Below are 22,299 nucleotides of genomic sequence, written 5' to 3' on the forward strand. Positions count from 1 at the left end.
GACGCACGCTCCCGCCGCGGAGGGCTGCGGCAGCTCAGGTGCTCGCGGGGGCCGGTGCGAACTTCCTGCGCCAGGCCAGTGCCACGTACACCAGGGCGATCAGGACCGGGACCTCGATGAGCGGGCCGACCACTCCGGACAGGGCCTGGCCCGAGGTGACGCCGAAGGTGGCGACGGCAACCGCGATGGCGAGTTCGAAGTTGTTGCCGGCCGCGGTGAACGCGAGGGTGGTGGTGCGGTCGTACGCCATGCCCAGGCCCTTGCCGAGCAGGAACGTCCCGAAGAACATCACCGCGAAGTACACCAGCAGCGGCAGCGCGATCCGTACGACGTCCAGCGGTCGCGAGGTGATCGTCCCCCCTTGCAGGGCGAACAGGACGACGATCGTGAACAGCAGGCCGTAGAGGGCCCAGGGTCCGATCCTCGGCAGGAACTTCGCCTCGTAGGCCTCGCGGCCCGCCTTCTTCTCGCCCAGTCGGCGGGTGAGGAACCCGGCCAGCAGGGGGACACCGAGGAAGACGACCACGTTGAGGGCGATCTTCCACATGGAGATGTCGAGGCGCTCGCCGTCACCGAGGCCGAGCAGGCCGGGCAGCAGATCCAGGTAGAGCCACCCGAGCAGGCCGAAGGCGAGCACCTGGAAGACGGAATTGAGGGCGACCAGTACGGCGGCTGCCTCGCGGTCGCCGCAGGCGAGGTCGTTCCAGATGACGACCATCGCGATGCAGCGGGCCAGACCGACGATGATCAGGCCGGTGCGGTACTCGGGCAGATCCGCGAGGAAGAGCCAGGCCAGGGCGAACATCACCGCGGGGCCGACGACCCAGTTGACGACCAGCGAGGAGACCATCAGTTTCCGGTCGCCGGTCACGGCGTCGAGTCCGTCGTAACGGACCTTCGCCAGGACCGGGTACATCATGACGAGCAGCCCGACCGCGATCGGCAGCGAGATGCCCCCGATCTCGATCCTGGCGAGGACGTCGTTGAGGCCGGGCACGAGCCGCCCCAGGCCGAGGCCCAGCGCCATCGCGAGGAGGATCCACACGGCGAGGAAGCGGTCCAGGGTGGAGAGCTTGGCCACCACGGACGCCGCACCGCCGCTCGGGGCCGGGGCTGTTGCCGGTCGCGCGCCGCTCATCAGCAGGCTCGCTTGTTCTCGCCGGTGGCGCGGGCGGTGGCGGCGAGTCCGGCGAACTGTGCGGACAGCGACTCCAGGACCTCGGGGCGCAGCTTGTAGTACGTGAAGCGTCCGCACGGCTCCGTGTCCACCACCCCGGCCTCGCGCAGCACCTTCATGTGGTTGGAGAGGTTCGTCTGCTTGGCCCCGGTCTCCTGCACCAGGTGTGTGGTGCACAGGGTCTCGCGGGCCAGCAGGGTCACGATCCGCAGACGGAGGGGGTCGGCCAGCACCCGCATCACATCACTGTCGACTGAAGTCAGCATGCACTGATACTGTCACATCACTCGCCACTGATACCGACCGGTGCTGACCGTGGCGACCGAGGGCAGGGTGCCCTCGCCAGGACGAGGAAGAGAATCATGCCCGCCAAGCCCACCGTGCTGTTCGTCTGCGTCCACAACGCGGGCCGCTCCCAGATGGCCGCCGGCTGGCTCGCCCACCTCGCCGGCGACCGGGTCGAGGTCCGCTCCGCGGGCTCCAACCCCGGAGCCGCGGTGAACCCCACCGCCGTCGAGGCCATGGCAGAGGTCGGCATCGACATCTCCGCGCAGCGTCCCAAGGTCCTCACCCCCGACGCCGTGCGGGAGTCCGACGTCTGCGTCACCATGGGCTGCGGTGACGCCTGCCCCGTGTTCCCGGGCAGGCGCTACCTCGACTGGCAACTGGAGGACCCCGCCGGCCAGGGGATCGAGGCCGTACGTCCGATCCGCGACGACATCAGGAAGCTCGTCGAGAACCTGCTCGCCGACATCGCTCCGCAGACCCGTTGAGCGGCGCGCGGGGGAAGATCCGACGAGCGGTGCGCGGAGGAGGTCCGCCCGGCCCCGCCTCTCCCCCGGGCCGAGCGGTGCGCGGAGGAGGTCCGCTCGGCCCCGCCGCTCCCCCGGGCCCCTCCCTTCCCGGGCCTCAGCCCGCCAGCTCTCCCAGCAGTGCCCAGGTGCGCAGGCGGTCGGCCTCTCCGGCGAGGTCCGTGCCCGAGAACACCACTTCCGTCGCCCCGGCATCCCGGTACCGCTGCACCTCGGCGGTGACCTTCCGCTCGTCGCCGATCACCGCCACGTCGACCGCGCGCCGTCCGCCGGAGAGCCCGATGACCCGCGCGTAGGACGGGAACTGCTCGTAGAACGCGAGCTGTTCGGCGGCCTTGTCCCTGACCCGGTCCACCTCGTCGGTGACCACCCCGTGCACCAGCGCGACGATACGGGGGGCGGGCCGGCCGGTGGCCTCGGCCGCCGCGGTGACGGCCGGAACGATGTGCTCACCCAGTGCGCGCGGTCCCGCCAGGTAGGGCAGGATCCCGTCGGCCAACTCACCGCTGGCGCGCAGCGCCTGGGGCCCCATCGCAGCGACGAGCAACGGCACGCCCGCCTCGGCGCCCGGCACGCGCGCGGGGATCGGTGTGGTCGCGGTGAGCAGTTCGCCGTGGAAGTCCGCGGTACCGGTCTCAGTCAACTGCCGTAAGGCGGTGAGGAATTCCCGCAGCCGCGCGATGGGCCGTTCGTGCGGGATGCCGAAGCCCGCCTCGGTCAGCAGCTTGGTGCCGAGTGCCAGTCCGAGGTGGTAGCGGCCGTGTGTGGCCGCCTGGGCGGTCTGGGCCTGGCTGGAGACCAGCAGCGGGTGGCGGCCGAAGACAGGAATCGCCGACGTGCCCACCTGAAGGGCAGGAACCTCCCGCCCGACGATCGCCGCGAGCTGTGGCGAGTCCGCCCCGAAGGTCTGTCCGAACCAGGCCGACCGCAGCCCGGCGGTGGCGGCCTCGTGCGCGAGCCGCACGGAGCCGTCGATCTGGTTGTCGGCGCCGGTCGCGTCGAGTGCTACTCCGATAGTCATGCCTGCGAGAACCGTCGGGGGCCGGCACCGCATTCCGGCTCTGTGTGACGGCTGTTTTACATTCGTGTGTCGAGCTTGGGGGGGGAGCCGCCCGGGTCAGTGGGCGCGCACCCCCGCCGGGGGCCGATCTGTCAGGTCTCGTACCGCTTCCAGATCTTGGTGGCGCCCTTGGGGTTGTTCGCCGAGTTGGACTTGTGCGCCACCAGGCAGAGGTAGTGCTTGCCGTTGAGGGCCGTGCGGTCGTTCACCGCGTACTGCTGGTTGACTTTCCATGCCGAAAATCCTGCGGCCATGCGATGGCCCCCTTCCCACGGTCGACACGCTGCCGACATGGCAAATCATCCCACGGGCGTGTGTGCCGTGGCCCCGCGGCGGTCGCCAGCCGCGGTACCGGGGGCACTACGGACGGCGGGCGAGCACGTGGGCGTCGAGGAAGCCGCGTTCGGAGGCCGGGTCGTGGAGCAGCTGAGCGACGGTGGCGAGTCCGGCCCCGGTCAGCAACTCGGTCATCCGCTCCGCCGGCCAGCTGTAGGCGGGCGTCACCTTGTGGTCGAAACGGACCGGCTCCGGCCCCCGCGTCCCGAAGAACGACACCAGCAGCAGCCCTCCGGGAGCCAGCACGCGCACCTGCTCGGCGAGCAGCGCGGGCAGGGCGGCGGGCGGTGTGTGGATCGTCGAGTAGTGGGCCAGCAGCCCGCCGAGGGCGCCGTCCTCGATCGGCAGGGATTCCATCCGAGCTTCGTCGAACCGCAACGCCGGACGGGCACGCCGAGCATGCTCGATCATGGCCGGGGAGAGGTCGAGCCCGAACGCGTCCAGTCCCAAGTCCTGGAGCAGGGACGTCAGATGCCCGGGGCCGCACCCCACGTCGGCCACCCGCCGGTTCCCCGTACCGTGCACGAGCTCGGCGAACGCGCCGATCATGTGCCGCGCGAACGGCTGCGTCTCCAGCCGGTCGTCGAACATTGACGCGTACAGCTCGACGACCCCGTCATAGGCCGCCCTGGTCTGCTCATGGTGTCCTCGCACGACCGGAAAACTAACAGCCGGGACGATGCGCAGCCGCGGCGGCCTGTCGGTACGTACCGACTGCGCGAGCCGACCGTGTGCCCCGCCGGTTGACCGGGGCCGGCGTGCTACGTTCCGAGCGCCTGGTTGCGGTGGCGGCTTGGGAGGCAGCAGATGGACAGTGTCGGATCCGACGCCCCGCGAGGAAACGGGACACACCTCGGGTCAGGTAACCCCTGTTCCTGCGCCGTGTCCGACGGGTCGGCCGAGCGCCTGCGGCTGGGCAAGGAGGTCGAGGGGCTACGAAGGGCGCTTGCTTCCCGCCCGATGATCGACATGGCCCTCGGGGTTCTGATGGCCGCCTACCGGTGCACGCCGGCCGAGGCCTGGCAGATCCTGGTCGATGCCTCCCAGCGGACGAACGTCAAGCTGCACGAGATCGCCGAGCGCATCGCGGACAGCGCCCACGGGCCCGCCCCGTCCAGACCGGTGCGCGAGGCACTTCAGGCCGCGGCCACCCGCCACACCGCCACGAGACCCCGCTCCGGCCCGAGCACCAGCACCAGCACCGCCAAGGCGCATCCCTGAGCAACGCGCCGAGCAGGCCCGCGTGCCGAACCATGAACTCGGCGCCGCCCGTACCGAACGACGCACTCGGCGCCACTGGTACGTAACCAGTAACTCGGCGCCGCCCGTACCGAACGACGCACTCGGCGCCACTGGTACGTAACCAGTATCTCGGCGCCGCCCGTACCGAACCAGCAACTCGGCGCCACTTGCCGCACCCTGAACTCGGCGCCGTCCGTACCAAACCAGCAACTCGGCGCCACTTGCCGCACCGTGAACTCGGCGCCGCCCTCACCCCACGATGAACTGGGCGATAAATCCGCCCGCGTCGTCCGTTGTCCCCCGGGTCCGCGCGATCCTTGTGCGCGGTGTGCAGTACGCGCTCCTCCCCCGTGGTGCGCACCTGCGTCTGCGCCACCCGGGGCCCGGCCGCTCGGCTTTACTGCGCCACCGGCGCCCTGTGCGTGTCGCCACTCGTCACCCTTCTCCGGCGCGCCAACTGCCACGTACGGGCAGCGCGTCAACCGACGCCCCCCGCCACGGCCCTCCCGGCCTAGTGGACGGAAATCGGCCTGGACACGTAGCGGTCCGGGAAACGCAAACGCCCGGGTGCGAAGAACCGGGCCCGCGCGCCGGGCGCGGTGGCGGCGGCCTCTCACACAGAGCGACGGGAGGGCGACCCGTCGGGGTCCGCACCGCGGTCCTCGGTACGGTCCCGTGCCGACGCGCGGGAGCGCGGAGGTGTCCGGCAAGCGGACGCCCGGCCGGGGGCACTGTGTTGCTACATGCGCATACCCGTGCGAATCCGGCAGGCGGACTGCCGAAACACCGCCGGCCTGCCCTGCTGCCCGGCGGCCGTGCACGACGGCCCCCGGCGCCTCTGCGCCCCCGCGGGCGAAAGCGGCCCAGCGGGTCCGTCACGGAAAGGGACCGCCACTTCCCGGAGGAAAGATTCCGCGCCACCCTTCGCATGCGCGACATCGTGAAGAACGGGCTCTGGCAAGGAACGGCAAAGAAAACCCTTACCCCCGCTCCGGGACCGATGCGCTGTCAGCAATCACTTCGTCGTAGGCCCCGGACTTTCGAAGTGCGGTTACGAAAGTACGCACCGCGCGGCACCTGCTATTGGTGCTGTACGGCAGCCCGGCGGGTGCTGCGGTCCAGGCCGGGCCGGGCCCGGAATAGGCCCGCAACACGCCAAGAGGGCCGCACCCGCAGGGAAAGGCTGACTTTCCCTCTTTCGGAGGACCCGGCGGCCTGGAACGGTCGTGCACCGGAACGCCCGATTTCATGGCGTAGTTCAGAACATGCCCCGTCCCACCGCCCCCGGACACCGGCCGCTCCTGCGATATTCACCAGGTCGAGAGAGGTCTTCGAGCGAGCATCAAGGCGATATCCAGCCAACCGGAACCCTCCACAAACCATGCTTGACGGCCCCCGGGGGAGCTGTTAGAACAAGCGGCGGAAAACCTACGTCGCCTCTGGTGACAGCAGAACTGAGGTGGGGGCACTTCTGGGGGGCACAACTACGGGGGCTTCCGGCATGCAACGCCGGATCACGCATTAATTCGCAGCTCAAACACTTGACGCCAATTTCTCTGTCGCCTTTCCGCATGCCCGCACAACTCTCTCGGCAAGACAGAGGCCGGCGCCTTTCCTTCGCACACCCGTAGCGGTTCTGGCGTGTTCTGCACGCCGTCCCGCCATATTCTCCTGCCATTTCGGCCTACTGAACGGTGTGGAACGTGAAAGCATATTTGGCCATCCTGCGCATCGGTGACTACCGACTGCTCTGGTCGGCCCTCGTCCTGAATCTCCTCGGGGACGGCGCCACCTATGCCGCCCTCGCGTGGATCACGCTGGAGAAGGCGGGGGCCGCGGGGCTCGGCGTCCTCGGCGTGTGTCTCACCCTCCCGGTGATCCTGGGCGGGGCCGTCGTCGGACCACTGCTCGACCGGTTCTCCCGGCGCAAGCTGTTCATCTACGACTCCGTGTTCCGCGGCTTCGTCGTCGCCCTGGTCCCGCTGCTCGCCTTCACGGACGCGCTCCAGACCTGGCACCTGTACGTGGTCGCGCTGATCTACGGACTTCTCAAGATCATCCCGTTGGCCGGCACCCCCGCGGTGCTGCCGGAACTGGTCCCCGAGGACAAGCTGCAGGCTGCCTCCGGCCTGGAGGCCACGGCGATGGGCGCGGCGAACGTCCTCGGCCCGGCCATCGGCGCGGCCCTGATCACCGCCGTCGGCGCCCCCCACGTCCTCATCCTGGACGCCGTGACCTACCTGGTCTTCGCCTTCCTGATCAGCCGCATCAAGGCTCCGATGGGCCGCCCCGAACCGACCGGGACGCCCGGGACCAAGGATTCCAAGGCCGGCTGGGCCCCGGTGTTCCGGCTCATCGTGCGGGACCGGTTCCTCCTCGTACTCACCCTGGCCTTCGGTGCCTTCAACGTCTCGGCGGGCGCCCTGATCGTGGCGCTTCCGTGGCTCGCGAAGTTCGAGTTCGGCGGGGGCCCCGGCATTCTCGGTCTGATGCTGGCCGTGATGGCGGCGGGCGAGCTCATCGGCTCCCTGGTATCGGGGGCGGTGCAGACCTCCGAACGGCAGATGCTCCGTATCGGCATACTCCAACTCCTTTCCGGTGCGGTGCTGTTCCTGCTCCTTCCGACCGCGCTTCCGTGGATCCTGCTGGGCCTCGCGCTGAACGGGATCCTCTCCGCGCCCATGACGGTGCTCGGCGGCGTGGTCCGCATGACCCGGGTGCCCAACGCGATGCGCGGCCGGGCCATGACGCTGATGCGCACGGTGATGGCGGGCGCCCTGCCCGCGGGTTCCGCACTCGGCGGTGTGCTGCTGGCCGGCAGCCACTACAGCGCGCTCATCCTGGTCGTCTCCGCACTCGCCGCCGCTCCCGGCGTACTCACCGTCGTGCTCTTCCGCCGCACCCCGTTCCGGCTGGGGGTGACAGCAGCCGATGACCAGCGTGCAAAGCAGCGGGACTCAGACCCCGACGCCGTATCCGCCACCTCCTGAACCGCTGACCGACGAGGACGGCGCCGCCGTGCTCCTGGTCACCGACCGTCCCCGCACCAGGGAGTCCGTGTCCGGTCCGGTCCGGACCCTGCGGGTGCCGGGCGCGGGCGGGCCGACGGCCCTCGCGGCCCTGGCCGTGGTGCTGCACCGGCACACCGGCCAGCGCAGGCTGCTCCTCGACATCGGGACGGCCGAGGGCGGCGTGGGCTCGCTGACCCTGACCGTGGACCCGGACGAACCCGTCACCGCTCTGCTCGCCAGGACGTCGGGTGTCCGACCGCAGGGACCGGCGACCGGCACCGCCGTGCGCTACACGGACCTCTCCGCGACCTCGGCCGCAGCTGCCTCCACGTCCACACCCCCACCCGCATCCACGTCCACGTCCACGTCCACGTCCACGTCCACGTCCACGTCCACGTCCACGTCCGGCGGATCGTACGAACTGGACCTGTCGTGCGAGGGTGACGACCTGCTCATCGGCTACCGCACCTCCCTCTTCGAGGACGCTTCGGTGCGGCAGATGGCTGGGCAACTCACTCTGGCCGGTGCCTTCTTGCGGGACCACGGGGCGGCCCTCGTCCGGGACGTGGAACTGCTCGCCGACGGCGAGCGGGACCTGGTCGTCGGCGCCTTCAACGCCACCGCACGCCCGTACCCCGAAACGGCCACCGTCCACGGCCTGTTCATGGAGCAGGCCCGGCTGACGCCCCTGGCCGCGGCGATCAGCTGGCGCACACAGGAGCTGACGTACGGTCAACTCAACCTGCTCTCCGACGAACTGGCCGAGCGCATCCGTGCCGGCGGCGCGGCACCCGGAGACCGGGTCGCGCTGCGCACCGGCCGCACCCCCGACTTCGTGGTCGGTGCGCTGGGCATCCTCAAGGCGGGCTGCGCCTATCTGCCGCTGGAGCCCGACTACCCGGCCGAGCGCACCGCCTGGCTGCTCGCGGACTCGTCCGTGCGCACCCTGGTCACCAGCGGCGACCTGCCGGCGGACCTCGCCTTCGACGGGGTGGTCCTTCGCCCCTGCACGCACGCCCGCATGGCGAAGCCGGCGCCCGCCTCGGTCGCGGCTCCGCGTGCAGCCGCAGCATCGGGTGCCACCAAGGCGCCCGCCGGGATCACGGGCACCGCGCAGGACCTCGCGTACGTCTGCTACACCTCGGGCACCACCGGCAAGCCCAAGGGCGTCGAGGTCGTGCACCGCAACGTGGTGAGGCTGGTCAAGGGCGCGGAGTACGTGCACCTCGGCCCCGACACCAGGATCCTGCCCACGGGATCGATCGTCTTCGACGCGAACACCTTCGAGATGTGGGGCGCCCTGCTCAACGGCGGTTCCCTGCGTCTCGTGGACGCCGACGTCGTGCTCGACGCACCCTCACTGGGAAGGGAGTTGGCCGATCGGCGCATCACCACGATGTGGCTGACCTCGCCCCTGTTCAACCAGCTGGTGGAGCAGGACCCGAGCATCTTCCGGCCGCTGCGCGAACTGGTGGTGGGCGGGGACGCCCTGTCGTCCGTGCACATCGCGAAGGCCATGGACGCCTGCCCGGACGTGGTCCTGGTGAACGGCTACGGCCCGACGGAGAACACCACCTTCTCCGTGACGCACCGCCTGGAGAGGTCGGACCTCGGCCGCATCCCGATCGGGCGGCCGGTCTCCAACTCGACGGCCTACGTCCTGGACGAGCAGGGGCGCCCGTGCCCCGTCGGGGTGCCGGGCGAGCTCTGCCTCGGCGGCGCCGGGGTGGCCCGCGGTTACCTGGGGCGCCCGGAGCTGACGGCCGACCGCTTCGTCCCCGATCCCTTCGGTCCCGCGGGGGCCCGGCTCTACCGGAGCGGCGACCTGGCGCGCTGGCGCGCCGACGGGGTCATCGAGTTCCTGGGCCGCCGTGACCTCCAGGTGAAGGTGCGCGGCTTCCGGGTCGAGCCCGCCGAGGTGGAGACGGCCATGCTGGCCCACCCGGACGTCGCCGAGGCCGTGGTGGTGGCCAGGTCCAGGCCGGGCAGGGGGGACAAGTACCTGTGCGGCTACTACACGGGGCCGCGCCCGCCCGAACCGCGTGACCTGCGCGACCGGCTCGCCGCGGAGCTGCCGGGCCACATGGTCCCCTCCTACCTGGTGCCGCTGCCCGCGCTGCCGCTCAACCACAGCGGCAAGGTGGACAGGTCCCGGCTGCCGGACCCCGACGGCTCGCACCTGCTGTCGGGGGCGGACTACGCCGCTCCGGCGGACGAGACCGAACGGGTGGTCGTCGAGCTCGCCGAGCGGGCCCTGGGGATCAGCGGCATCGGGGTCCGTCACGACCTGCGGGACCTGGGAGCGGACTCGCTCACGGCCACCCTGGTCGCGGCGGGCGTGCAGGAACGTCTCGGCCGGCACTGCCCGGTCAGCGCCGTGCTGCGCGCCGGTACACCGGCCGCGCTCGCGCGACTGCTGCGGGAGGCGGCGCCCGCGGCCTCCCACTTCGTACCCGCCGCGCCCGAGCAGGAGACCTACCCGGCGGCGCCGCAGCAGCGGCAGCTGTACTTCGAGCAGGCCAAGGACCACCGGGCGGTGCACTACAACGTGCCGCTCAGCCTCGAACTGCCCGCCGACACCGACCCGCACCGGCTGGCCGCGGCCCTCGCCGGGCTGGCCGAGCGCCACGAGGCGCTGCGCACCAGCTTCGTCATGGAGGGCGCGGAGGTACGACAGCGCGTGGAGCCGCACGTCGACGCCGAGGTCAGGGTGCTGGACGGGCCGCCGGGGCCGGTGGCGGAGTTCGTGCGCCCCTTCGACCTGGCACGGGCCCCGCTGTGGCGGGCGGACGTGCACCGGACCCCGTCCGGGGTGACGCTGCGGATGGATCTGCACCACATCGTGGTGGACGGATTCTCGCTCGCGCCGCTCCTGGAGGATCTGGCCGCGCTCTACGCCGGCGGCTCCCCGCCGGCGCCGACGCCCCGCTACCGGGACTACGCGCTCTGGCTGACCGGCCCGGCGGGGGCCGCCCTGCGCGAGGCGCAGGAACCGTACTGGCGCAAGGCCTTCGGCACGCCGTGCGACCCGGCGGACCTGCCGACGGACCACGCCCGTCCCGCGCTGCGCGAACTGCCGGGAGAGACCGTCGAGTTCGAGGTGACGGGCGAACTCACCGACCGGCTTCGGCGCACCGCGAGGGAGCACGGGGTCACGCTCTTCGCCGTCCTCGCGTCCGCCTACGGCATGCTGCTCGCCGCCCTGCGGGGAACCCGTGACATCTCCGTCGGCACCCCGGTCTCCGGACGTACCGTCCCAGGGCTGCACCGTACGGTGGGCATGTTCGCCAACACGGTGGTCCTGCGCGGCACGGCCGAGCCCGACCTGCCCTTCTCCGCCTACCTGCGCGTCATCGCCGACGCCGCCGACGACGCCTTCGCACACCAGGACTTCCCCTTCGAGGACCTGGTCGCCCTGGCGGCCCCGGTACGCGACTACAGCCGCACCCCGCTGTTCGACGCATTGATCGCGCTGCACAGCGGGCGTTACCTCACGGTCGACTTCGCGGGCGCCAGGGTCCCGCTGCGGCTGGAACAGACCGGACAGTCGGTCTTCGACCTCGATCTGCAGGTGTACGAGGTGGCCGGCGCGCTGCGGGTGGCCTGGCGGTACGCATCGGGGCTGCTGCGCAGGGAGACCGTCTGCGCCTGGCGGGACGACTTCGTCCGGCTGCTCGACGCGGTCGCCACCGACCCCTCGGCCACGCTCGTCTCGCTCCTGCCCGCACTCGGCCGGGCACCGGCGCCGCAACCGACGGCGCCCGGTCCTGCCCCGGAACCCGACTTCGACTTCGACTTCTGAAGGCCCGCCGCATCGCAGGGGCGCCACCTCCGAGGTGCGCCACCTCCGAAGGCTCGCCCTCTCCCACGGTTCAGCGCGTTCGACGGTCCGCCGCATCCGGCGGCGCACCGCCCTCTGACAGTTCACCGCTTCGCTCTCTGACGGTTCACAGCTCAGTGCAGGAGAAACGCATGCTACTGCTCGACCCTGAGGCCAACCGCTCCGCCTCGCAGCCGCAGGCCGCCCACTGGCGATCCCAGTTGGCCTCGCTCACGCAGGCACCCGGCTTCCTTCCCGACCTCAGGCCGCTCCCGGCGGCCGAGGCAGGGCGCGAAGGCCCGGAGCACGGCACCCACGCCGTCCGCCTCGGCAGCACGCTCACCGAACGGCTCGACCGGATCAGCCGCAACCAGCCGGAAATGCTGTCCGTCGTCCTCACCTCAGCCCTGGCGGCCCTCCTCGGCCGGTACACCGGGGAGGAGGAAGTGGTGGTGTCCCAGCCGACGCGGGGCGCCGCACCCGAGTTCGCGGGCGGCCCCCTGCCGGTGCGCGTCCAACCGACAGGCTCCTTGCGGGAGTTGCTCGGCCGGGTGGCGTCCGCCGTCCGCGAGGCGCAGACCCACCAGGACTTCGCGGTCGCCGCACTCGCCGCCGAGCTGGGCCACGCCGGCGTCTTCGCGACCGCGCTGAACCTCGACGGTTTCCACGATGCCCCGGACACATCGGGCGACGGCATCCGCTTCACCGCGTCCCGCGACGGCGCACAGCTGCTCGTGACGCTCTCCTACGACGCCACCCGCTACACGCAGGCGTCGGTCGCGCACATCGGGGCGCACTTCGCCCTGCTCCTGGAGCGGGCCTCCGCCGCGCCCGACACCGCCCTGGCCGAGATCGACCTGCGCACCTCCGAGGACGCGGCGCTCGTCACGGCGAGCAACGCGACCGAGCACCCCTTCGACGCGGACGCCACCCTGCACGGCATGTTCGCCGCGCAGGCGGCCCGTACCCCGGACGCGCCCGCCCTGCTGAGCGACGCCGGGAGCCTGACGTACGCCGAACTCGACGCGCGCTCCAACCAGTTGGCCCGTACCCTGCGCGAGCGGGGCGTCGTCCGGGACTCGGTCGTCGCGCTGGTCGCCGAGCGTTCGCCCGAGCTGATCACGGCGGTCCTGGCCGTGCTCAAGGCCGGCGGCGCCTACCTTCCCGTCGACCCCTCGTACCCGCAGGCCCGCATCGACCACCTGCTCACCGACAGCGGCGCCCCCCTCGTGCTGCACCAGGCGCGGTTCGCCCCGCTGACCGGTGACACGCAGGGCGTCGACCTGGACGACGAGCTGTCGTACGCGGCGGACTCCTCGGCCCTGGAACCGGTGTCCGGCGCGGGCGACGGGGCGTACGTCATCTACACCTCGGGTTCGACCGGGCGCCCCAAGGGCGTCGTGGTGGAGCACCGCAGCGCGGTCAACCGGCTCACCTGGATGCAGCACGCCTACCCCATCGGGCCCGAGGACGTGGTGCTCCAGAAGACGTCGGTCTCCTTCGACGTATCGGTGTGGGAGCTGTTCTGGTGGTCGTTCACCGGCGCCGCGCTGGCCCTGCCGGCGCCGGGCGCGGAGAAGGACCCGGCCGCGCTCGTGGCCGCCCTGGCGCGGTACGGCGTCACCACCATGCACTTCGTCCCCTCCATGCTCACCATGTTCCTCGGCCACCTGGCCAGGTTCGGTGCCGGCGCCGGGCCCGGTGCGCTGCGTCAGGTCTTCGCGAGCGGCGAGGCCCTGGGCACCGCGCAGGCCGTCAGGTTCGCCGAACTCCTGCCCGGCGTACGGCTGATCAACCTGTACGGGCCGACCGAGGCCACCGTCGACGTCACGCACCAGCCCGTCGAGGGACTCACCGACCGGGCCCGGCTGCCCATCGGCCGCCCGATCGACAACATCAGGCTGTACGTGCTCGACGCGGACGGCCACCAGACACCTGTCGGCATACCCGGGGAACTGCACGTCGCGGGGGTGGGCGTGGCCCGCGGCTATCTGGGCCGCCCGGAGCTGACCGCCGAGAAGTTCGTCTCCGGCGACGCGGTGCGCGCGGCGACCGGTGAGGACCGGCTGTACCGCACGGGCGACCGGGCCCGCAGGCTGCCCGACGGCACCCTCGACTACCTGGGCCGCGTCGACCTCCAGGTCAAGGTCCGCGGGTTCCGCGTGGAGCCCGGTGAGATCGAGGAGCGGCTGCTCGGCCACCGTGCGGTACGCGACGCCGCGGTCGTGGCCGTCGACGACGGGTGGCAGACGTCGCTCCGCGGGTTCGTCGTGCTGACGGGCGAGGCGACCGAGGCCGAGCTCAAGGAGCACGTGCGGGCCGCGCTGCCCGAGTACATGGTGCCGGGCCGGGTGGTGTCGCTGGCCGAGCTGCCGCTCACCGCCAACGGCAAGCTGGACCGGGCCGCGCTGCGCCGTCCCGAGGCCCTGCGCAAGCAGGCGCCGGTGCACGTCGCCCCCCGCGACGAGCGCGAGGAGGTCCTCGCGGGGATCTGGAAGGAGGTGCTGGGCCGCGAGAAGGTGGGCGTGCACGACAACTTCTTCGCGCTGGGCGGCAACTCGATCCACTTCGTGTCGGTGCTCGCCAAGTCCCGTGCCGCGGGTCTCGACTTCACCTTCCAGCAGTTGTTCAAGCACCAGACGATCGCGCTGCTCGCGCAGTCGATCGCGGCGGAGGCGAGGACGGCGACGGTCGCCGAGGACGTCGCCGCGCGGGGCGCCTTCCAGCCGTTCGAGCTGGTCTCCGACGAGGACCGGGCGCTGCTGCCCGCGGACGCGGAGGACGCCTACCCGCTGTCGATGCTGCAGGCGGGGCTCATCTTCCAGACGGAGATCACCGGCGGGCTCGGCCAGTACCACGACGTGCTGAGCTATTCGATCACGGGCTCCTTCGAGCCGGAGGCGTTCACGGAGGCGGTGCGGCTGCTGACCCTGCGGCACCCGATCCTGCGGACGACGTACCACCTGACCGGCTTCGGCGAGTTCCTCCAGGTCGTGCACCGCGAGGTCCCGCCGCCGCTGACCGTGGCGGACCTGCGCCACCTCGACGCAGCCGGGCAGGAGGCCTGGCACGAGGAGTGGCTGGCGGCCGAGAAGGCCCGCCGGTTCGTGTGGGAGGAGGGCGGCCTGGTCACCCTGCACGTCCAGGTGCTCAGTGACGAGCTCTACCGCTACACCGTCAGCCAGCACAACTCGGCGCTCGACGGCTGGTCGATCTCGCTGCTGCACACCCAGCTCTTCGAGCTCTACCACCAGGTGCGTGACGGCCGGGACACCACGCGGCCCGCGGTCGACAACCACCTGCGCAACTTCGTCGGGCTGGAGTCGGAGGCGCTGCGCTCGCCGGCGTCGCGGGAGTTCTGGCTGGACGTGATGGAGGGCGCGGTGCCCGCCGACGTCCCGCCGAAGGCGGACGCGGTGGCGACCGACGATTTCCGGGTCGTACTGCGGGACGTGGCGCTGCCCACCGGGCTCACCGAACGCATCGAGGCGACGGCCGAGGCCCTCTCGGTGCCCTTCAAGGACGTGCTGCTGGCCGCGCACATGAAGGTGCTGGGCCTCGTCTCGGGCCAGGACCGGGTGATGACCGGCTACGAGCACAGCGGGCGCCCCGAGCTGCCGGGCGCGGAGACGACCCTGGGCCTGCACCTCAACAGCGTGCCGTTCCAGGTCGACCTGTCCGGCGGGAGCTGGGCGGACCTGATCCGCCGGGTCTACCGCGCGGAGCTGGACCTGCTGCCGCACCGGCGTTACCCGATGGCGAAGATGAAGCAGGACCTCGCCACGCAGCGCACCCTGTTCGGGACCACCTTCAACTTCACGCACTTCTACCTGCTGAAGAACCTCCAGGAACTGCCCGAGTTCTCGATGCTCGACATGCGGGTGGACTCCGAGACGGAGTTCCCGTTCCGTACGGAGTTCTCCCGGCACTTCCTCGACGACGAGGTCCAGCTCTGCCTGCACTACCACACCCACCTCTACGACGAGGAGCAGATCGACCGCATCGGCGGCTACTTCGTCCGCGTCCTGGAACTGATGGCCGCCGAACCAGACGCGCCGCACGGCGCACGGCAGTTGCTCGCCGAGGAGGACCTGGCGCTGCTGGGCCGCTCCCCGTCCGACGAGGTGCTGCCGGGGGCGGAAGGGCCCGCGGGCCCGGCCACCGAGGCGACCGTGGCGCGGATCCGGGAGGCGTGGCAGGACGTCCTCGGGCTGACCGCACAGGAGATCGGCGCGGACGGCGACTTCTTCGCGCTCGGCGGCAACTCCCTGTCGGCGCTGCGGGTCGTCCTGGAGCTCGACGGGCTGGTCACGCTCTCCGACCTGACCCGGGTCCCGCGCCTCACCGCACTCGCCTCGCTCATCGACGGCAGGGGGCAGGAGGAGGCCGTGGAGGAGCTGCTGCAACTGCTCTCCTCGAAGGCCGAGGGCGCCAGGGCCGCCGTGGTGTGCGTGCCGTACCCCTGCGGGCACCCGGTGAACTTCAAGCCGCTGGCCGAGGAGATCGAGAAGCTCGACCCGTCGCTCGTGGTGTACGGACTGGAGCCGCCGGGACACAGCCCGAGCCACCCGGGCGAGTTCACCGACGTCCTGGAGACGGTGCGGCGGACCGTGGAGGAGATCGAGCGCAAGGCCGATCTGCCGCTCATCCTGTGGGGACACTGCGGGGGCGCCGCCGTCACGGTGGAGCTGGCCCGGGTCCTGGAGGAGCGCGGCTTCGACCTGAGGCACGTGTTCATCGGGTCCAAGCTGCTGCCGCCGGCGAAGGACATGCAGGCGTCGATCGACATGATCGAGACCTGGTCCGACGACGAGATCATCTCGTACATGGTCGAGGAGACCGGCTACAGCGAGCTGGACGGACTCGACCGGCGCTACACGTCCTTCATGGGCGAGCTGTTCCGGCACGACGTGTGCGGGGGCTACCGCTACTTCATCGGCGTGACCGAGGAGGAGCCCGACTGGCGCATCGAGGCACCCTTCACGGTCGTCGTCGCCGACGACGACAAGGGCCTTGCGCACGCCGTCGAGGAGTACCGCTGCTGGGAGCGCGTCGCGACCGACGTGCGCTTCGGCGAACTCGCGGGCGGCGGGCACTACTTCGTGCGCGGCAACCCCGCCGGCACCGGTGAACTGATCGCGCGGGCGTGGGCGTCCGCCGCAGAGTTGGAGGGCTGACATGCAGATCCCCGTGCTGTGCTTCCCGTTCGCGGGCGCCGGAGCATCCGCGTTCCGCCGCTGCCAGGAGTACGGCAGCGACACCGTACTGATCAGCCCGGTGCAGCTCCCCGGGCGTGAGGAGAGGTTCGGCGAGCCGCTGTACACCGATGTGGTGTCCGCGGTCGACGACCTGCTGCCCGGCGTCCTGGACCAGGTCGCGGGCAGCCCCGCCGTGGCCCTGTTCGGGCACAGCCTCGGCGCCGTCCTGGCGTACGAGATGGCCCATCGCCTCGTCGCGCTCGGCGGTCCCGAGGTGGTGAAGCTGTTCGTCAGCGGCTCGCCGGGGCCGTGGACGCAGCGCGAGGCCCGCGCCACCGGGCTGACCGACGAGGCGTTCCTCAAGCAGGTCAAGGAGTTCGCCGGGTACACCCACCCGGCGCTGGAACACCCCGACCTGCGGGAGATGCTGCTGCCTCCGCTGCGGGCCGACGTGGAGATGCACGAGAGCTACCGCGCACCCTCCGATGTGCCGCTGAACGTGCCGATCGTCTCCATCAGGGGCGAGGTCGACGAGCTGGTGGACCGCGCCCAGGCCGCCGAGTGGGACGCGGCGACCACGGGCGGCTGCCGCCAGGTCGAGCTCCCCGGCGGTCACATGTACCTGGTGGACTCGCCCGCCGGTCTGGTCCGGCTCCTCGACGAGGAACTGGCCGCCCAGGGGGTCGGCCGATGAGCGCCGTACTCACCGCGGGCCCGCTCACCGGCAAGGTCGCTCTCGTCACGGGCGCGGCCCGTGGCGTGGGCCGGGCGTGCGCCCTGGCGTACGCCCGCGCCGGGGCGGACCTGCTGCTGACCGACATCAGCGACGATCTCGACGGCGTCCCCTACCCGCTGGGCAGCGCCAGCCAGTTGGCGTACACCGCCCGGCTCTGCCGGGAGGAGGGCGGCGCCGCGGTGTCGACCGCGACGGCGGACGTCCGCGACCTGGCGGCCGTGCGCGAGGTCGTGGAGGGCGCGCTCGACCGGTTCGGCCGCATCGACGTCCTGCTCAACAACGCGGGGATCGCCGCCCCTTCGGGCAAGACGGTCCACGACATCACGCCCGACGAGTGGGACCTGATGCTCGACGTCGACGTCTCGGGCGCCTGGCGGATGATCCGCTCCGTGGGCGCGGCGATGACGGCGCAGCGCGCGGGCAGCATCATCAACGTGGCGTCCACGGCGGGGCTGGTCGGCTACCGGCACTTCGCCGGGTACGTCACCGCGAAGCACGCGCTGGTCGGTCTGACCAAGGCGGCGGCGCTGGACCTCGCACCGTTCGGGGTGCGCGTGAACGCGCTGTGCCCCGGCTCGGTGCGCGACGACGACGCCGCCGAGGGCCGGATGCTCACCGAGATCGCCCGGTCCCTTGAGGTACCGGTCGAGGAGCACGAGGAGACCTTCGTGGCGGCCCAGCCGATGAACCGGCTGATCGAGCCCGAGGACGTGGCGGGGGCCGCGGTGTGGCTCGGCTCGGACACCTCGCGCCAGGTGACGGGCTCCACGGTCACCGTCGACGGCGGGTTCACGAGCCGGTGAGCGCCCGCGAGAAGTACCCGGAGGGGAAGACGATGAACGACACGGGACGACTGTGCCAGGCGCTCGCGCTGCGGCTGCACACGGGCGCGGACACCGAGCGGCTGCGCCGCAACCTCGCGCAGGTCGCCGACGGCGTACGCCTGTGGGTCGAGGACGTGCCCGCGGGCGCGGACTCCGACACCGCCGCGCTGCACCGGGAGCGGGAGCTGTCGCGGCCCGCCGACCCGCGCACAGGACCCGGGCTGCGCACGGTCCTGCTGCGGTACGAGGGCGGGGCGGCCGACCTGGTCGTGGTCGCCCACCGGGCGGTGCTGGCCGACCCGTACGACCTGGTGCAGGCGCTGCTCGTGGAGCCGGTCAGGCCGGTCGCCGTACCGCAGGGGCAGGGCGAGCGGCTGCGTACCGCGCTCGCCGGCCTCGACCGGGCCGAGGCCCCCGAGTGGGGGCTCGGCACACCGGGCGCCACGACGACGGGGCTGCACCGCTTCTCGGTCCCGGCGGCCGGCGGCGCTCCCGCCTCGCTCACGCTCCGGGCCGCACTGGGTCTGGTGCTCGCCCGCTGCACCGGCCGCTCCGAGGTGACGCTCGGGGTGGACGCCGAGCGGTCGCTGACCTTCACGGTCGACGCGTCCGCGACGGTGGCGCGGTACCTGGAGCAGGTGGCGGGGGCCGTACCCGCGTCCGGGCCCGCCCCGCTCGCCTCGCTGGTCACCACGGAGGCGCCGGAGGCCCTGACCGGGGAGGGCGTCAAGGCGGAACCGCTGGCGCACCGGCCCTTCCTGGACCCGGTGCACGCGCTGTCGGTGCACGTGGCCGACGACGGGTCCACCGTTCTGGAGGGTGTGGCCCACCACCGTCACCACGCGTTCGCGGACGCGTCGGTCGAGTGGCTGACCGGCATGCTGGTCACCGCGCACCGCGCGCTGACGGGCGCCGACCCCGCCACCCCGGTGGGCGAGGTGCCGCTCTTCGACGAGGAACGGCTGCGCGAACTGGCCGTGCTCGGCGGTCTCGGCCGCGCCCCCGAGGTGCCGCAGGAGCGCATCGAGCAGGTCGTACGGTCCTGGGCCCGGCGCACGCCGGACGCACCGGCCGTGTCGTACGAGCAGACCGAGCTGACGTACCGTCAACTCGTTGAGCGGGCCGACGAGTACGCGGCCGGTCTCCGCGACCTGGGCTGCCTGCCGGGTGACCGGGTGGGTGTCTGCCTGGACCGGTCGCTCGACCTGGTCGTGGTGCTCCTCGCGGTGCTCACCTGCGGGGCGGTGTACGTGCCGATGGACCCGGCGTACCCGGCCGAGCGGCTCGCCTACACCAGCGAGGACGCCGAACTCACCCTGGTCATCACCGAGTCGGAGGACTTCCCGCGGCGGGAGGGCGTACGGACCCTGCGTCCCCACACGCTCGCGGGGGCCGGCCGCGATCCCTTCGAGGCGGCCGACCTGCCGGCCGACGGCGCCGCGTACGTCATCTACACCTCGGGCTCCACCGGCCGCCCCAAGGGCGTCGTCGTCCCGCACCGCAACGTCGGCGCGCTGATGCACGCCACACAGCAGGACTTCGGGCTCGGCCCCGACGACACCTGGACGCTCTTCCACTCCAGTGCCTTCGACTTCTCGGTGTGGGAGATCTGGGGGTGCCTGACGACGGGCGGACGCCTGGTCGTGGTGCCCTACTGGGCGTCGCGCGAGCCGGCCGAGTTCGCGGCGCTGCTCGCCACCGAGCGGGTGACGGTACTCAGCCAGACGCCGAGCGCCTTCGCCCAGCTCATGGCCGCCGACCGGGAGAAGCGGGTCTCGGACTCGGTGCGCCTGGTCGTCTTCGGCGGGGAGCCGCTCGACACGAGGCCGTTGCGCTTCTGGTTCGACCGGCATCCCGAGTGGACGTGCCGCCTGGTCAACATGTTCGGCATCACCGAGACGACCGTGCACGTCACCGCGCAGACCGTGACCCGCCGCGAGGCGCTGGCGGGCTCGCGCTCGGTCGGCCCCGCCCTGCCGGGCTGGCACCTGTACGTCCTGGACCCGGAGGGCCGTGAGGTACCTCCGGGGGTCCCCGGCGAGATCTACGTGGGCGGCCTCGGGGTGGCCGGCCAGTACCTCAACCGGCCGGAGCTGACCACCCGGCGCTTCCTCCCCGACCCGCACGCGCCGGGCCCGATGTACCGCAGCGGCGACCGCGGCCGACTGCTGCCCGACGGGCGCCTGGAGCACCTCGGGCGCCTGGACAGCCAGGTGAAGCTGCGCGGCTTCCGCATCGAACTGGACGAGATCCGGGCGAACTTGCTGGACGCACCGGCCGTGGGGGCCGCCGCGGTGGTCCTGCGCCAGGCGGGCGACACCGCCGACACGGCGGGCGCACGTCTCGACGGGTACGTGGTCTTCCGCGACGGCGTCCAGGGGGACACCGCGGAGGTAAGGCGGCACGCGGCGCGCTTCCTGCCCGAACACATGGTGCCGTCCACACTGACCGCCCTGCCCGCCCTGCCCCTGACGCCCAACGGCAAGGTCGACACGGCACGGCTGCCCGAACCGCTCACCGGCGGAGCACAGGAGGGGGAGCCGGTGCCGGAGGGCGACGACACCGGTTCGCGGTTGCGCGCGGTGTGGGAGAAGGTCTTCGGTTTCCGGATCGGTCCGGACGACGACTTCTTCGCCCTGGGCGGCAACTCCCTGCTGGCGGTACGAATGCTGGCGGCCGTGCGCGCGTCGGGCATGCCCGCCTTCCCGCTGCCGCAGCTGTACCTGCACCGGACCGTACGGGCACTCGCCGCACACCTCGACGGGCCGGGGGCAGGGCCTGCGGCGCGCACCGAGGGGCCGGGGACACGGCCCGCGGCGCGTGTCGAGGGGCCGGGGGTGCGGTCATGACGCTGCTGCTGGTCGGCGCGGGCTCGCAGGCGTACCGCGAGTACCTGCTGCGCTCCGTCGCGAAGGAGTACGAGGTCCATCTCCTCGCCGAGCGGGCGCCGTTGTGGGAGGGGCCCTTTCTCAGCGGGCACACCGTGCTGGACACCACGGACGTCCAGGCCATGGCCGACGCCGTCCGCGACATCCCGTACGAGGCTGTGCTGACCTGGGACGACACCCGGGTCGTGCACACCGCCGAGCTGGCCAGGCTGCTCGGTCTGCCGGGCGGCGAACCGGAGGCGATGCTGCGCTGCCGCGACAAACGGGCCACCCGTGAGGCGCTGCGCGAGGCCGGGGTGCCGCAGGCCCGCTCCGAGCTGGTCACCTCACTGCCCCAGGCACGTACCGCAGCTGCTCTGGTCGGCTATCCCCTCGTCCTCAAACCCCGTGCGCTGAACGCGAGTACGGGGGTGTCGAAGGTCGAGGAGCCCGCACAGCTCGCCCGCCTCTTCCGGCTGGCGCGCGGGGCGACGGCGCCGGGCGCGGTGGAGGTGGCGGCGGGGGACGTCCTGGTGGAGGAGTACCTGGACGGCCCCGAGATCAGTGTGGACGCGGCCTGGTACGAGGGACGGATGCACCCTGCCTTCGTGGCGCGCAAGGAGTGCGGCTTCCCGCCGTACTTCGAGGAGACGGGTCACCTGGTCGACGCCGACGACCCGCTGCTCACCGATCCGGCCGTGCTCGACGTGGTGGCCGCCGCGCACGCGGCGGTCGGTTTCACCACCGGCTGGACGCACACGGAGCTGCGGCTCACGGCGGCCGGCCCGAAGGTGGTCGAGATCAACGCCAGGATCGGCGGCGACCGCATCCCCGACATCGGCCGCCTCGCGCTCGGCATCGACGCGGCGCTGGTCGCGGCCCGGGTGGCCTGCGGGAGGGAGCCGGACACCACGCCGGACCGGCGCCGGGTCGCCGCCGTGCGCTTCCACTACCCGGAGAGGGACTGCATCGCACGCGAGGTCGTCATCGACACGGCCGCCCTTCCGGACCCGGTGGACACGGCCCAGGCCATCGCCCTGCCGGGCCAGGAACTGCGCCTGCCGCCCAACGGCCACGTCTCCAGCCGCTACGCGCTGGTGACGACGGTCGGAGCGACACAGGAGGAGTGCCGCAGCGCACTGGACAAGGCGTCGGCGGCGGTACGGCTGGAGGTGCTGCGGGAGCTGTGAGGGGGCGGGGACGCGGGGCGCGGGGC

General features: G+C 72.0%; 14 protein-coding genes. 9 read left to right on the forward strand and 5 right to left on the reverse strand.

What is annotated here, in order from left to right:
• Positions 1–34 precede the first annotated feature (34 nt).
• Both arsB and ACIQM4_RS18300 read right to left on the reverse strand, forming a co-directional pair.
• A complete protein-coding gene (arsB, locus tag ACIQM4_RS18295) occupies positions 35–1,138 on the reverse strand; it encodes an ACR3 family arsenite efflux transporter (protein ID WP_401592476.1) in 1,104 nt (367 codons plus the stop codon).
• Complete coding sequence (locus ACIQM4_RS18300; protein ID WP_401592478.1) at positions 1,138–1,443, reverse strand: ArsR/SmtB family transcription factor; 306 nt, start codon at positions 1,441–1,443, stop codon at positions 1,138–1,140. Before ACIQM4_RS18300 ends, arsB begins: the two co-directional genes overlap by 1 nt.
• A 96-nt stretch (positions 1,444–1,539) precedes the next feature.
• Here ACIQM4_RS18300 and ACIQM4_RS18305 point away from each other — a divergent pair, with 96 nt between their 5' ends.
• A complete protein-coding gene (locus ACIQM4_RS18305; RefSeq protein WP_401592480.1) occupies positions 1,540–1,950 on the forward strand; it encodes an arsenate reductase ArsC in 411 nt (136 codons plus the stop codon).
• A gap of 136 nt (positions 1,951–2,086) precedes the next feature.
• On the opposite strand, the gene ACIQM4_RS18310 is transcribed toward ACIQM4_RS18305, so the two are convergent.
• The 3 genes from ACIQM4_RS18310 to ACIQM4_RS18320 form a co-directional block, all read right to left on the reverse strand.
• A complete protein-coding gene (locus ACIQM4_RS18310; protein ID WP_401592482.1) occupies positions 2,087–3,010 on the reverse strand; it encodes an LLM class F420-dependent oxidoreductase in 924 nt (307 codons plus the stop codon).
• A gap of 131 nt (positions 3,011–3,141) precedes the next feature.
• Complete coding sequence (locus ACIQM4_RS18315) at positions 3,142–3,303, reverse strand: carbohydrate-binding protein (protein WP_401592484.1); 162 nt, start codon at positions 3,301–3,303, stop codon at positions 3,142–3,144.
• A gap of 106 nt (positions 3,304–3,409) precedes the next feature.
• The gene (locus tag ACIQM4_RS18320) at positions 3,410–4,039 is read right to left on the reverse strand and encodes a class I SAM-dependent methyltransferase (protein WP_401592486.1); all 630 of its coding nucleotides are present in this window, start codon (positions 4,037–4,039) and stop codon (positions 3,410–3,412) included.
• Positions 4,040–4,267: 228 nt separating this feature from the next.
• Between ACIQM4_RS18320 and ACIQM4_RS18325 the strand changes: the two genes are divergently transcribed.
• From ACIQM4_RS18325 to ACIQM4_RS18360, 8 genes are all read left to right on the forward strand, one after another.
• Complete coding sequence (locus ACIQM4_RS18325; RefSeq protein WP_401592487.1) at positions 4,268–4,606, forward strand: ANTAR domain-containing protein; 339 nt, start codon at positions 4,268–4,270, stop codon at positions 4,604–4,606.
• A gap of 1,724 nt (positions 4,607–6,330) precedes the next feature.
• Entirely contained in the window at positions 6,331–7,617 is a 1,287-nt protein-coding gene (locus ACIQM4_RS18330) for an MFS transporter (RefSeq protein ID WP_401592489.1), read from the forward strand.
• Positions 7,559–11,440: an amino acid adenylation domain-containing protein gene (locus ACIQM4_RS18335; RefSeq protein ID WP_401592491.1), complete on the forward strand. Its 3,882-nt coding sequence runs from the start codon at positions 7,559–7,561 to the stop codon at positions 11,438–11,440. Before ACIQM4_RS18330 ends, ACIQM4_RS18335 begins: the two co-directional genes overlap by 59 nt.
• Positions 11,441–11,610: 170 nt before the next feature.
• Positions 11,611–16,635 carry an amino acid adenylation domain-containing protein gene (locus tag ACIQM4_RS18340; RefSeq protein ID WP_401592493.1) on the forward strand — a complete coding sequence of 1,675 codons (5,025 nt, stop codon included), beginning with the start codon at positions 11,611–11,613 and terminating at the stop codon, positions 16,633–16,635.
• 1 nt (position 16,636) lies between these two features.
• Positions 16,637–17,350 carry a thioesterase II family protein gene (locus ACIQM4_RS18345; protein ID WP_401592495.1) on the forward strand — a complete coding sequence of 238 codons (714 nt, stop codon included), beginning with the start codon at positions 16,637–16,639 and terminating at the stop codon, positions 17,348–17,350.
• A complete protein-coding gene (locus tag ACIQM4_RS18350; RefSeq protein WP_401592497.1) occupies positions 17,347–18,195 on the forward strand; it encodes an SDR family oxidoreductase in 849 nt (282 codons plus the stop codon). The genes ACIQM4_RS18345 and ACIQM4_RS18350 overlap by 4 nt, the downstream gene beginning before the upstream one ends.
• A gap of 32 nt (positions 18,196–18,227) precedes the next feature.
• Positions 18,228–21,065 (forward strand): amino acid adenylation domain-containing protein, encoded by a 2,838-nt coding sequence (locus ACIQM4_RS18355; RefSeq protein WP_401592498.1) that lies wholly within the window; start codon positions 18,228–18,230, stop codon positions 21,063–21,065.
• Positions 21,062–22,273 (forward strand): ATP-grasp domain-containing protein, encoded by a 1,212-nt coding sequence (locus tag ACIQM4_RS18360; RefSeq protein WP_401592500.1) that lies wholly within the window; start codon positions 21,062–21,064, stop codon positions 22,271–22,273. The genes ACIQM4_RS18355 and ACIQM4_RS18360 overlap by 4 nt, the downstream gene beginning before the upstream one ends.
• Positions 22,274–22,299 lie beyond the last annotated feature (26 nt).

The sequence above is a fragment of the Streptomyces sp. NPDC091272 genome (assembly GCF_044757485.1).
Classification (GTDB): domain Bacteria; phylum Actinomycetota; class Actinomycetes; order Streptomycetales; family Streptomycetaceae; genus Streptomyces.

Bases quoted from the DNA above. Each gene is read 5' to 3' on its own strand.
- ACIQM4_RS18360 (WP_401592500.1), top strand. From the start codon at position 21,062: ATGACGCTGCTGCTGGTCGGCGCGGGCTCGCAGGCGTACCGCGAGTAC.
- ACIQM4_RS18355 (WP_401592498.1), top strand. From the start codon at position 18,228: ATGAACGACACGGGACGACTGTGCCAGGCGCTCGCGCTGCGGCTGCAC.
- arsB (WP_401592476.1), bottom strand. From the start codon at position 1,138: ATGAGCGGCGCGCGACCGGCAACAGCCCCGGCCCCGAGCGGCGGTGCG.
- ACIQM4_RS18305 (WP_401592480.1), top strand. From the start codon at position 1,540: ATGCCCGCCAAGCCCACCGTGCTGTTCGTCTGCGTCCACAACGCGGGC.
- ACIQM4_RS18315 (WP_401592484.1), bottom strand. From the start codon at position 3,303: ATGGCCGCAGGATTTTCGGCATGGAAAGTCAACCAGCAGTACGCGGTG.
- ACIQM4_RS18340 (WP_401592493.1), top strand. From the start codon at position 11,611: ATGCTACTGCTCGACCCTGAGGCCAACCGCTCCGCCTCGCAGCCGCAG.
- ACIQM4_RS18300 (WP_401592478.1), bottom strand. From the start codon at position 1,443: ATGCTGACTTCAGTCGACAGTGATGTGATGCGGGTGCTGGCCGACCCC.
- ACIQM4_RS18310 (WP_401592482.1), bottom strand. From the start codon at position 3,010: ATGACTATCGGAGTAGCACTCGACGCGACCGGCGCCGACAACCAGATC.
- ACIQM4_RS18335 (WP_401592491.1), top strand. From the start codon at position 7,559: ATGACCAGCGTGCAAAGCAGCGGGACTCAGACCCCGACGCCGTATCCG.
- ACIQM4_RS18345 (WP_401592495.1), top strand. From the start codon at position 16,637: ATGCAGATCCCCGTGCTGTGCTTCCCGTTCGCGGGCGCCGGAGCATCC.
- ACIQM4_RS18350 (WP_401592497.1), top strand. From the start codon at position 17,347: ATGAGCGCCGTACTCACCGCGGGCCCGCTCACCGGCAAGGTCGCTCTC.